This window comes from Aerosakkonema sp. BLCC-F183, from assembly GCF_041929145.1.
GTDB lineage: Bacteria > Cyanobacteriota > Cyanobacteriia > Cyanobacteriales > Aerosakkonemataceae > Aerosakkonema.
This window is the reverse complement of sequence record NZ_JBHFNU010000015.1, coordinates 139,516-152,573: the sequence shown is the minus strand read 5'-3', so window position 1 is coordinate 152,573 and position 13,058 is coordinate 139,516. Positions and strand designations below refer to the sequence as shown.

Sequence of the window (13,058 nt, the reverse complement as noted above, 5' to 3'; positions counted from 1 at the left end):
ATTCATAATTCTTGTCACTCGACCAAAATTTTTCAATCCGAATATTTCGCCTGTACAGATTCGCCCGTCGTTTACAACACGGAGGGTGAAGCATTCGGATATTTTAATCTCGGATTACCCAAAAAATTGTTGCCCGAATGCTTCACCCCTACAAATTTCCTAACCTTATCATTTAATACAAAACAAGTGGCAGATACAAACCCATCGAATTATTACACGCCTTTATTAGTTCAAAATGAAATAGTAACTCTGCCTTCCGCTTCCACCATCGCCATCTTGCGAAAAGACGTAGCAAATCGTACTCCCGCACCAAAAACTCTCGCCGTTATTGCCGACCCAGTTTTTAGTCGGAAAGATGCTCGTTTCTCAAATGCTTCTGAATCTCAAACTAACGCACCTGATTCTACTGCATTAACTAGGTCGATTTCTGATATCGGTATTATACTCGATCGCCTCCAATACACTCGCAAAGAAGCCGAAGCAATTCTCGCCCTCGTCCCCGAAAATCAACGCACCTCAGCTTTTGACTTCCTCGCTTCTCGTCCCACTGCCACCAATGCCAACCTTTCCCAGTATCGCATCGTTCATTTCGCCACCCACGGCTTAGTCAACAGCGCCCGACCAGAATTATCCGGTGTCGTGTTATCCCTCGTCAATGAAAAAGGCGAAGATGAAGATGGTTTTCTGCGTTTGGGCGATATTTTCAACCTCAACTTACCCGTTGAACTTGTCGTCCTCAGTGCTTGCGAAACAGGACTCGGTAAAGATATTAAAGGAGAAGGACTGATTGGCTTGACAAGAGGCTTTATGTATGCGGGTGCAAAAGATGTGGCGGTGAGTTTGTGGAAAGTCAACGATTTGTCAACATCGGAAGTGATGAAAAGATTTTATCAACAAATGTTAGAAAAAGGGTTAAATTCGGTAGCGGCAATGCGAGCGGCGCAATTGGAGATGTGGCAATCTGAACAATGGAAAGCACCTTATTATTGGGCAGCTTTTGTTGTGCAAGGCGAGTGGAAGTAGAATAGGCTGTTTGTATTCTAAAATACACAATTTTTCCAAAAAAATATCTTGCTTTAGATAGAGGCAAAGATTAAGTAAAAACCACCTTAGCGAAAGATGCAATTAGCGGTTTTAAAAACTTAGCATAATTTAGTGTAACTTTCTGCTAATACAGGAGTATTATGCCCGCTTTAATTGAATTTAAATTATTAGCTCCCAATCACAAAGAGGCTAAACTGAAGGGTTCTTTTTCCAATTGGGAAGAAATTTCGATGGAAAAAGACGATAACGGTTATTTTCGGGCAAAAATTGCATTAGATGATGGCATTTATCAATATAAATTTCGAGTCCAGCTTCCTGGTGGTGAACAGGAACAATGGGTAGAAGTAAATGACCCCTATGTAACTGCGATCGATCCAGCTACAGGAAATGGAATAGTGCGAATTAAAGAAGGTGAAAAGATTGTTGATACTTATGTTTGGCAGCACGACGATAAACCGCTGCCTGGGGATAGTAACTTAGTTATTTACGAGCTATTTATTGCGGATTTTTCGGGGGGTGAGGATGACCCAAACAAACACGGACAATACAAAGATGTTATCGAAAAATTGGATTATTTGTGCGAGTTAGGGATAAATGCGATCGAACTAATGCCCGTCAACAAAAATCCCACGGATTACAGTTGGGGTTATAGTCCAGAATACTACTTTGCCCCACAACCTAACTACGGTTCAACCGAAGATTTGAAGCGGTTAATTGATGAATGCCACGGTAGAGGGATTCGCGTTATTTTAGACCAACTTTATAACCACTCATCAGAAGAATGTCCGTTACAAAAAATTGACCGCGATTACTGGTACTATCACGACCGCCACCATCCCGAAGACGAGTATTATTGGGGGCCAGAATTTAACTATGAATACTGGGACGAAAAGCGCAATATTTGTCCTGCCAAAGAGTTTATGGGCGATGTGGTGCGTTTCTGGATTCAAGAATACCATATTGACGGCATTCGCTACGACGCATTAAAGCAATTGGATAACCCGGAATTCCTGCATTGGCTAACTCAAGAAGCGAAAAAGACAGCGGGATCTAAACCTTTTTACAACATTGGCGAACACGTTCCAGAAAATGTTGATATGGTAGCTCCAAAAGGCCCGATGGATGGCTGCTGGCACGACAGTTTCTTCCATTTTATAATACCGCATCTTTTTGGCGATAAGTTCGAGCTAGAAGAGGAACTGAAGAAAGTTTTAGATCCCAAGCGGCAGGAGTACCCAGAAGGCGTTACAAAGGTGATTAATTATATCAGCAATCACGACCAAAAGCGCCTGTTGGAAAATTTAGGCGAGCGCAACATTTTCGATGCGGCTGCATTTGGGCGTGTCAAGTTGGGAGTTGCGATCTTAATGACGGCTGTTGGAGTGCCCACGATCCGCATGGGTGAAGAATTTGGCGAATACACTCCCATAACTTTAGAGCATAGCAACCCTCTCAAATGGTCTTTGTTAAAAAATGACCGCAATCGCAATTTATTTGAGTATTTCAAAGGTTTAATTACCCTGCGAAAACAAAATCCTGCCCTCCAAACAGCCAACATCGAATTTTTTCACGAAAATCCAGAAGCAAAAGTATTTGCTTACGTGCGTTGGAATGATGAAGGGTCGAGGGTTGTTGTTGTAGCAAATTTCTCAGATAAACATCTAGAAAACTACGAAATTCCCAACTTTCCCGCGAACGGAACTTGGCACGAATGGACGAATAATTATGATGTTGAATCGAAAGACGATCGCTTAGTTATCACTCTAGCTGAATACGAAGCAAAAGTTTTCGTTTTGGGTTAATCCACCTCACCCCCCCCGGCCCCCCTCTCCGCCTGCGGAGATGGGGGAGAAATGCGCCCCTCCCCGCCAGCGGAGATGGAAAGATGGAGCCTCGGTGCATTCTGGCCCCCCTCCCCGTGAACGGGGAGGGGTTGGGGGTGGGGTTAATTCTGTGCAGTTTTAATCGTCAGCACTTGCGGCGGCGTCGAATCTGGTGGATAAATAAAATCTAATTGCACAGTTCTGCGATCGCCTGCTGGCATTACGAGGGATAGCAAAGGTTGCAAAACCTCACCCATTGGTTGCCACAAATGCACGTAGCGAGTCACTTGTTGACCTGAGTCATCTTTATACCGCAACCGCACGCTACCTCTAAACCAAGGAAAACCATAAGAGGGATTTTGGAAAATTAATCCCCCTTGACTCAACCTGTCTTCCTTCAAAGGAGTTTCCAAAGTTAAACTAACAGTCTGGGTTTCCTTCGTAGCGTTATAAAGAGGCAAATTAATATTGTATTCAATCGCGTAATTACCGTGCGCTTCATAAGCTGTATCTGGATAGCGCACCAGCATTTTCGCCGTTTGAATTTGCTCCGTGCCTAACTTTCCACCGCGCAGAGTATTGATAGCATAAGAAATAGCTTGACCGCGCTGGGGAATAGTAAAATCTTTTGCGTCAGGACGATCGACTATCAACGCTTTCCATACAGAACCTTGCGCCACGCCAGCAACGCGACCGTAAATCAATTGACCGCCAACTTGGTTTGGAGGAGTGGGAGTTTTATCTCGCGGGCCTGCTAAATTACCTGTATCTAAAAGTGCTTGCCATTCTGCTAAAGTGGGAGCGCGTTCCGTACCATCGGGATTTTGTTTAGCAAACATCGCCAAACTAGCTGCATAAACCTTACTGCTACTACGCAATCGAATTAACGCTGACCGACCGTTTTGCGGCTTTTCAAAATTTCGCACCGGCATAGGAAGATTCATCAACATCGCGCTTTGACGGGCTGGAATAATTAATTTGGCGGGGAAATCTGCTTGTCGTTTACCTTGAAGTACATCATGTACAGCGCGATCGCCCGGACCGGCATACACACTATTATCGGTATTTTCCACATAATACGGCAGTTTAATATACGGAGAATCTTGAGTTAAATAAGTTGCCGCTTGTAACACATCTACGGTAATCGGTTGAGAACCGGGATTATGCAGAATTACGCCTAAATAATATGTCTGCAAATCCTTGGGATTGATAGTTTGGTGATGTACAAAAATATCAAATCTTCCCTGAAATGGAAAGTTGAGGTGCGCCAGAGCAGTAGCTTTTCCTGTGGGTGGAAAAGTAGAAAGTAAAATTCCCTCAGTCTTCAACCATTCCGGACTATTGCTGTTAAACATTGGCACCGTATCCAAGCCTCCAGGCAAAGCCTTCACTTGCTGAGGTTGAACGATAATTTGAGGCGTTGGCTTTGGTGTTGGTATCTCTTGGGCTAAGCTTAAACTTTCGGGCGAAGGTGCAGATTTTTTCCAAAATAACCAGTAGCCGCCCGTACCTGCAATCAGAACAAATAGGATGGAAATTATAGGAAGACGTATAGTTTTCTTAGCCATACTACTGGTAGCGATCGCCTCATTGTGGCAGTTGTCAATAGACATCTCCAAAAATTCTTGTGGGGTAGGCATCCTGCCTGCCCTTTGAGATTCTTTTGGAGGAGATGTCTAATAGTTTACTTTGAATATACGGCACTTAACAGACATTGAACTTCATCCGCCTCCCGGTAGACAGGTAGCGGTCGGGGGTGGGGTCGCTCCCCCTTGTGATTGGGGTCACAGCGATCGCCCAGTTTACCTCACCAAGTCGTGGGGCGACTGTCATACTCTATTAAAGTCGCCAATCACGAGGTAGTCTATATAAAAAGATTACATTTAAAACTAAGAACTTTCGCCAGGGTTATGCCGTCCCAAAGCTTTATACCTCCAGTCACAACTAACCACTCAACAGTTCCCAGGACTTCAACATACAGCCGTGTCCCCTTGGACACTCGTCAAACGCAGCCTTCAGAACCAAACCGTCCTTCACCCCAGGAAATAATTTGCCAGTTTTTTTTAGAAATTGTTAAAAAATGGTCACCTGAGTTAGTTTTATCTGAATTTGAACGTTTATTTATTAATCCGACCAATTTAACTGGTTCGGAAATTCAACAAGCACTTAAAGAAATTATCTTATCTAAACAAGAACTAGAATATAAAAATACATTGAAACGCAGTATTTATATTCTTCTTAATAACTGGATTTTCGGAAGGAAATACAAGCCAGCCCACGAACTTATTGAACTGCTTTCTAATTCTTCAAGCAGCCATAAAATAATATTTCCTATAGGAAAAACTGTCAAAGCTTGGCTCAGCAATTTTCTTAATAGCGAAGATTACCAAGAACTGAAATTATTTGTCTCTAAATATGACAACCGGGAAAAAGACCACTGGAAGAATCGCTACACTTCTTATTTATTAGCTCCTCAGTATGCCAACTCCAAAAATTTGCCAGAACAGCGCCAAGCTGCACAAGGACTTGCAAAGCAACTGCAAGAGCAGTTCAAGTTCGATTTGGCAATGTACACAGCGCATTCTGAATCTGCGGCGTTCAACTATAAGCGAATCCAAAACCCAACCGCGCTCGGTGATGAAGCTTTGCGTTTAATCAAGAAAGTTGTAGCAAAACGCGGCCCGTTTAGCTACGCAAACTTAGCCAATATTTTTGTCCAACAAACTCAAGAACTTTGCTACAAAGATTTTAAGCAAAGCCTGCTAAAATATTTAGGATTCGATCTAGACAACCAAGGATTGGTAGAAACCCTAAAAACAGAGCTAGGGAAAAAATTTGAAGTTCTTTATCCAAGCTCTAACAAAGAAGTGCTGAATAACTCTTTATTGCTCAAAACTTGCAATCGTGTCATTGAATATTTAACTACAGAAAGAGATGGAGAGCCTGGGGCGATGTTTGTTTCGTTAGCTTCACAAGGTAATCCTCTTACGTTGGCAATTCTGATACTCAAAATTCTGCTAATTTGCCCGTCAACCCGCACTCATTTAGAAGTTTGTATGGCTAAGTCGATCCAGCACTATGAATCTTATTGCCAAGAAGAATGTCAGTGGGTAATAAATTTTTTAGAAATTTCTAAAATTATCTTAACTATTTATATGGAAAATGTCCGCTACAACTTGGTTAATATGGAAAATGTTAAAACAGGCGATCGGCCTGTTGTTGATGGAGATAGCTATCGCATTTTTTCTCAAATTAAATGGGGAATGTAAGAGCGAAATCAGCAATTAAACTCTTTGCTTATTGCGCTTGAAAAAGTTAAAAGGGAAAGTTTTTTCTTTTTGGTCTTTCCCTTTTGGGATTATAATGATGTCGCTGACAATTATTCCCTTAAAATGTTTCTGCTCCTGTTGGTTCTTGGTAGGCAATACCTCGTTTTTCTTGACGATAATTGGCGACAACAGGGTAAACAACACCGCGTAGCCGATTTATGCAACCAACCGGACGATGGACTGCTAGACCGTTCCAGGGAGAAAATCGCAGGTTTTCACAGAAATCGTATTGTTTCTCAAAATCAATGATTTGATGCTTGACGATGAGACGACCTACTGTGAAGAAGGGTGATTCTCTTTCCTTCCAGGGAATTGTGGTATCGTCGATCGACATATTTGGGCTGGCTTGGAACTGAATCCCAAATTCCCAACAGTATTCAGCATCAGGTTTCGCAAGGGATTGAATGATATCATCCCGGTAGTAATTGTCCGGCTGATTCGGATCTAAGCCGAGAGCTTTAGCGCGATCGCCAAAAGGAAGTTTAGGAATTCCCGGTCGAGACTGAAATGCAATCGTATCGTGGGGTGGCTGGGGTGAAACAGGAGTAAACGCATACTTAATCACAGCCGGATATTCCACCGGAACGACACTCGTCTGGTCGGGGTCGAAATCGGGCGGCAGACCCAAAGCAGAGGCTGAACTGCTCCAATACCGCTGTGTCAGTAAACTTTTCGGAACCTCGCTCGTACCCTTGAGGAGTGCTAAGAATTGCCTGGGATGTTGAAAAAGCCACTTCTTTGTTGCCTCTTTTGACTCAACGACAGCAGAAAAAAAGCCATAGTAGTCTCGGATGGTTTTAACAAAGAAAAACACCGAATTGTGAACAATAATGTCCTGGGTTTTTGACTCATAGCTTTGCTCAAGCCTTTCGCCTTCAACCCCCATCACTTTCACTGCCATTGAGCGGGTGTCCGCCTCGTAATCATTTTTTATTTGGAAAGCCCCGTTAGCAAATCGCAGCCAAACAGGATATTGTTTGGGTGAAGAGAGCAAGCCTTGCTTTATGGAAATCTCTTTAACCTGGGAAGGAGTTAGGGCGGTGCGATCGCTCAATTCGCGTTTAATCGCTTCCTCATCAAAGTCAAAGATTTCGAGAATTCCTTTAACAGCAGCATGGCTTTTGGTATGGGTATCTCGCAGCGCCCGCTCTTTATCCTTGTACAGATTATCCATCCGAATCCTGACTTGTTCAATCAGAAGATCGTAGTATTTGCGTTCGTCTTGTTCGGGATATTCCGTAAATAACTTCTTGTTCATCACAAAACCTTCGGTTAATCGCTAAAAAAGGCTCTACACAAAGCGTTATAAAGAAGGCGATTACTTTTTCAAGCCAAGTTCTGTAGAATTTTCTGATTGGCAAGATAGTATTTGTCTTTTTCTTGCTCATTTTTGAGGGCGCAAGTGTGTTTGCGCCCTAACTACTTTGCGTCTTAGTTGTCAGTTACAACTTAAAGATTGAACGAGACTTTGTATTTGGGATCGCTTGGGGGAACATTCCGATTCACTAAATCAGAGACGGTTTTGGTATTTTGGATAATTTCCCAACCAACCTCCGAAAAAGTTTCCTTATTGAAGACTTTAGGCGATAACAAAGGATTAGTTAAAGCTTGGGAGAAAGCATCAATGCCAATTATCCGTGCTACTAAAGGCGGAATTGCTGAATTTTCCCGCACATCTTCGGCGTACAATCCGACAAAGAATTCAATCTTATCAACATGACCGTACAGCTCTTTTAATTTCTGTTGAGCGTATTCGTCACCCGTAATTTGATTGAAATCAGTCACCCTGGGATAACCACATATTTCGCGGTAATCGTTATAACTGGCTAACTGCGCCTGCCGTCCGAGTTTAACAGATGCTAGTTCGGTAGCATCAATAAATGTATAGGGTGTTCCTGCGATCGGAAAATCAGGTGTGTTAAACAAACCAATCCTAGTGCCTGGTTGGGAACAAGTTTCTTCCATCAATGCACCCAACCCTTTATCGATTAACATCTGATTATTCCAGAGGGAATCGTACATGGGTGTTTCTTTGCCGTCATAGATAAAATTTTCAGGAAGCGCACTATGCCAGCGATAGACAAAACTAAACTCAATCGCCATCCAATTTTCTCGATACCAACTTTCCTTGGTAAAAGCTTCAGGATCGGCAAAGAACCTAAAATTATAAGGCGTAATGTGGAAAATGTACTCTTCCATGATGATATTGAGAACAATCACCATGAGAATATTTCTCGCGGTTTGGAAGAGCCTCTCATCGTCCCAATCTGGATAGTTTTTGGACAAAACATCACAAATTCGATTATGCTCCCTGATACATAAAGTGTTGAGCATGACATAGCCAATTTGGACGTTTGCCCGTTCAACTCCCATTGCAAATATCTTGGCTTTCTTGTCGGGGGGTTGTCTTTTCTCATCATTAATTGGTTGATAAAGACCTTCAAATTGAGGATCGACAATACCCCGATCGGGATCGGCATAATAAAAGAGTGGATACTCTTCTTCTACTCCATCTTGGCGCTTGAGTTTTTGGGTTTTAAATTTACCGTCTTTGAAAGATCTGATCAGATTTGTTTGTTTGCGGGTCAACCCGTAAACATTACACATATCAATCTGATGGTTGGAGGTATTTTTGAAGCGGTTTTGCTGATCGATCCGCAGAAAACTATCTGTAAACCACTGCACCCAATAGGGAAAGAGCAGAGTCGATTTTTGCGAATAAATGGTTTTTCCGTCTCTTTTTTGGAATAAGGTCTTTACTTTGTCCAGCGGTGGTAAATTCCCTTCTTCGTTAAATTCTGGTTGGGGCTCTAAATGTCGCCCACTATAAGTCTTGTCTGTAAGTGAATCCCAAGAGGTATAGGTATCAGTTTTCTTGGGAAGATCTGTCCCTGGAATTTTGGGATCTAAGCCCATTAAGCTATAGGGAAGCGGGCGAGTCGGCAGTTTATAAATGATACTATTGAGAAAAAATTTGTTGAGTTTACGTTTCAGAGGCTCGTAACTTTGAACTAAATCCCAAATTGGCTTGAAATGAGTCAAGGTATATGCTAATGCTTTGTTGCTGAATCCATCTCTAGATGTATCTCTTGCCATGATTGCTTTTCCTGTTGATTGTTGTAGATTAGATCGTCTTCTTCTGTTCGTGTCTGAGAAATAATTTTTTCATTTTTCTACATTTTCAATTACTTTGGAGAGAACTTTTTGCAGATTCTTAGGCCGATAGTCTTGGCGTTTTTTCAATCGCTCGATCGTGCTTTCATGAAGTTCTTCAATAGTATCGCCAACCTCGCGGAGCTTGACCCCTGCCAATTTGAAGAACCCAGGATCGTTTTTAAAATCAATTTCATAATTCGGATTGATACCTGTGGGAATGGCACTTATATCGAATTCCAGCCCCAATCCAAGGTTACGGGTTGAATCGATCATCCATTGTAAGGCGGCATCTGATAACCCCCTGTATTCTTCCGTTCCACCGCCGACGCAGCCATGCTCACCTGGAAACCAAACTTGAATAACCTGCTGACTCTCAGCATCAGGATTTTTCTTCATCGGCGTAACATCAAAGATTTCGCGAACTTCGTCGATCGCCACAGCGTGCAACGCATTCTGAATCAACTTATTTAAAGTGGTGTCATGGAATCTGTACCTCTTATTAAACTGATCGTGAAACTTCCTGAAGGCTGATAGACCGGGAATACCGAGCGCTCCCACGGTGTCGAAACAACCAAGCAAAGTGATGGGGACGCGATCGCCGTATTCTTCGCGGTAATCCCTTGCTACCCGATCCTTTGGTTTAATACCTCGGTTACGGTACAGCTCGTAAGCTTCCGATGCTCTGGTAACATAAGGGCGATCTAGCAGACCGGAGCAATAGATCATCCCCGCTAGACTCCTGACTGTGTAAGCACCGCGACTGAACCCAAATAGATAGATTTCATCACCGCGCTCATAGTTGAAAGAAAGAAAACGATAGGCATCTTGTATATTTCGATCGATTCCCAGTCCAGTGGCTCCGCCCAAAATCTTGTTACTCTCTACTCCAATTCCCTCGTCATAAAACACGATCTGCGGAACCCCGTCACTGCCTCTCGATTTCACTGCCTGGGCAAGCTTAACTATATTACTTGGATAACTACTATTTAGTTGTTGCCAAGTTCCATCACAGCAAACGATCAAACGTTTCATTTTTTCATTCTCTCCTAGAATTTGAAATTGAATAGCGACCGACAATCGGTCATTGCTTAATTGCGTCGCGATCGCCAATTATTGCGCTTCTATCGCGTCAGGTTACTGTTCCTAATTTATGCTCCAAACTTGTCATAATATCCCAACGATTTTTATTTATTTTTATCAGCAAAAATTTTCTACTAAACAATATTTATACTTTACCGTCTTTCCAATGTCAATCTTAACTTGGAAATAATAATTTTTATTAATCAAATCCGATGGCAATATAAAAAAGTAGGAAAAGTAGGAAAGGTAGGAAAATAACGAAAAAAGGACAAGTAATAACAGTCACTTCAGCTGATTTTCTCGTATAGCAGTCCAGGTCAAGCCCAGCACTGACTTTTTAGCTTTTTGGTTATCCTTTTCACTCCAATTGCTAAAATCCGGGAATAAAAAAAGTATAAATTCTTACTTAAAATAGGAACAGTAACTTTTCTGATGGATGAGACAGCAGATCTTGAGGAAATAGTATGGCAGCCTATTTGCTCGTACCACTTTTGTTTTGACTGGAATGTTGTAAAATTTGAAACATAGACTTTTCAGATTTTATTGTTAAATAGAGAAGGGCAACCTTTTGAGAGCTAGAATATGGAACTGTCCCAGCCAACACTAAAATTGTATAAAAAATTTACTTTAATACCTGCAATGCAATCTTATTCCAGAAAAGCCGCTACTACTGTACTATTAATTGGTTGTGTAGTTATTGCTGGTTGGATTTTTGATATTGCCATCCTCAAAAGCATATTACCGGGACTGGTAAGCATGAAAACCAACACAGCTATTTGCTTCATTTTAAGTGGCACGTCCCTACAGTTGTGGCATAGAGCGCTGAAAAATATCCCCAGGCTACCCCACTTACGTATCGCCGCTGTTGCGTGCGCCAGCTTAGTTATTTCGATCGGTCTGCTGACATTAATTCAGTATAGTTTTAACTTAAATTTTGGCATTGACGAACTTTTCTTCAAAGACAATACAAGCGCTGTTGGCACTGCATATCCAGGACGGATGGCACCCAATACCGCTCTGAATTTTTTCTTGCTTGGCTCTGCTCTACTACTGTTAAATATACCGCAATATATTTTAGCACACTCATTTACTTTAGTAGCATTCTTAATTGCCAGCCTGGGTTTATTAGGCTATATCTATGGCAATTCCTACTTTTACAAAGCAGGTTCTGCTTATACAGCTATGGCATTGCATACAGCCATAGCATTCATTTTGCTATGTTTCGGCATTTTGTTTGCCCGTCCGGGCAGAGGATTGATAGCTGTTGTCTCTAGCAATAATGCTGGCGGGATTATGGCTAGACGTTTGTACCCTACTGCGATCGCTATTCCGCCAATTGTGGGGTGGTTAATATTATCCGGCTACCGCTCAAATGTCTACACTGCTGAAATGGCAATATCCCTGTTGGGGGTATTGAATGTTGTCGTTTTTGCGGTTTTAATTTGGTGGAATGCCAAAGAACTTGGGAGTATAGACGGGCAGCGTTATCGAGCAGAAAAAGCACTAAAGGAAGCTAATGAAGAATTAGAAAATAGAGTGAATGAGCGCACGGCTCAGCTAAGCCAAACTAATGAAGAATTGCAAAATGAAATTGCCGATCGCAAACTAGCTGAAGAAGCTTTGCGGCAGAGTGAAGAGAGGGAAAAACAGAAATCCCAGCAACTCGAACTCGCTTTACAAAAACTGCAACAAACCCAAACTCAACTGATTCAAACTGAAAAAATGTCCAGTTTAGGGCAGCTAATCGCGGGGGTCGCTCATGAAATAAACAATCCCATCAATTTTATTTACGGCAATATCAATTACGCTCATCAATACTGCCAAGATTTACTCGCTCTCGTACATCTTTACCAACAGCACTATGCCCATCCCGTGCCGGAAATTCAGCAAAAATTACAAGCGATCGAACTAGATTTTCTCATAGAAGATTTAGCCAAACTGCTTACTTCAATGAAGTTAGGTGCCGAACGCATCCGGGAAATAGTTCTTACTTTAAGAAACTTTTCTCGCCTGCACGAAGCCGAAAAGAAACTTGTAAACATTCACGAAGGAATTGATAGCACCCTACTGATTTTGCAGAGTAGATTAAAAGCTAAGCCAGATCGTCCACCCATTCAAGTTATTAAAGAATATGGCGAACTGCCCCTGGTGGAGTGTTACGCTGGGTTGCTGAACCAAGTATTTATGAATCTCTTAACTAATGCGATCGATGCCATCGAACAAACAGACGATTCCAAAAGCAAAGCAGCAGCAGATAAACCTCGAATCCAAAATCCCCAGATTCGGATTCGCACTGAAAAAATCAACTCCACTCAGATCGCAATTAGCATTGCTGACAATGGCCCCGGCATGACAGAAGAAGTGCGTCAAAAACTATTCGATCCTTTCTTTACAACTAAACCAGTAGGTAAAGGCACAGGTTTGGGGTTGTCTATTAGCTATCAAATTGTAGTGGAAAAACATGGTGGCCAGCTAAACTGCATTTCAACACCCGGTAAAGGGGCGGAGTTTGCGATTGAAATTCCCATCAGACAAAGCTAAACTAGCCAGACCTCAGACAAGAAGAGTATTCCAAAAAGTACCGCAATCATAGACTGGCGCTACTGGAAACGCGCCAGTCAAGATA

8 protein-coding genes are annotated in these 13,058 nt (G+C 42.2%); 4 read left to right on the top strand and 4 right to left on the bottom strand.

Annotated elements, in window-relative coordinates; genetic code table 11:
- Positions 1–186: 186 nt before the first annotated feature.
- Entirely contained in the window at positions 187–1,023 is an 837-nt protein-coding gene (locus ACE1CD_RS02975) for a CHAT domain-containing protein (RefSeq protein ID WP_374789353.1), read from the top strand.
- A 161-nt stretch (positions 1,024–1,184) separates the two neighbouring features.
- Positions 1,185–2,846: an alpha-amylase family glycosyl hydrolase gene (locus ACE1CD_RS02970; protein WP_374789354.1), complete on the top strand. Its 1,662-nt coding sequence runs from the start codon at positions 1,185–1,187 to the stop codon at positions 2,844–2,846.
- 143 nt (positions 2,847–2,989) lie between these two features.
- Here the strand turns inward: ACE1CD_RS02970 and ACE1CD_RS02965 are convergent, their stop codons facing one another.
- Entirely contained in the window at positions 2,990–4,507 is a 1,518-nt protein-coding gene (locus tag ACE1CD_RS02965; RefSeq protein ID WP_374821488.1) for a DUF3370 domain-containing protein, read from the bottom strand.
- Positions 4,508–4,858: 351 nt separating this feature from the next.
- Here ACE1CD_RS02965 and ACE1CD_RS02960 point away from each other — a divergent pair, with 351 nt between their 5' ends.
- Entirely contained in the window at positions 4,859–6,136 is a 1,278-nt protein-coding gene (locus tag ACE1CD_RS02960) for a hypothetical protein (protein WP_374789356.1), read from the top strand.
- A gap of 118 nt (positions 6,137–6,254) precedes the next feature.
- Here ACE1CD_RS02960 and ACE1CD_RS02955 read toward each other — a convergent pair whose 3' ends face one another.
- The 3 genes from ACE1CD_RS02955 to ACE1CD_RS02945 form a co-directional block, all read right to left on the bottom strand.
- Positions 6,255–7,454 (bottom strand): catalase, encoded by a 1,200-nt coding sequence (locus tag ACE1CD_RS02955; RefSeq protein ID WP_374789363.1) that lies wholly within the window; start codon positions 7,452–7,454, stop codon positions 6,255–6,257.
- Between the two features lie 191 nt (positions 7,455–7,645).
- Entirely contained in the window at positions 7,646–9,292 is a 1,647-nt protein-coding gene (locus ACE1CD_RS02950) for a peroxidase family protein (RefSeq protein ID WP_374789364.1), read from the bottom strand.
- Between the two features lie 69 nt (positions 9,293–9,361).
- Positions 9,362–10,384, bottom strand: coding sequence for a DUF2235 domain-containing protein (locus tag ACE1CD_RS02945; protein ID WP_374789365.1), 1,023 nt, complete (start codon positions 10,382–10,384; stop codon positions 9,362–9,364).
- Between the two features lie 687 nt (positions 10,385–11,071).
- On the opposite strand from ACE1CD_RS02945, the gene ACE1CD_RS02940 reads away from it, so the two are divergent.
- Positions 11,072–12,973, top strand: a complete 1,902-nt coding sequence (locus tag ACE1CD_RS02940; RefSeq protein WP_374821485.1) for a sensor histidine kinase — start codon at positions 11,072–11,074, stop codon at positions 12,971–12,973.
- Positions 12,974–13,058: the final 85 nt, after the last annotated feature.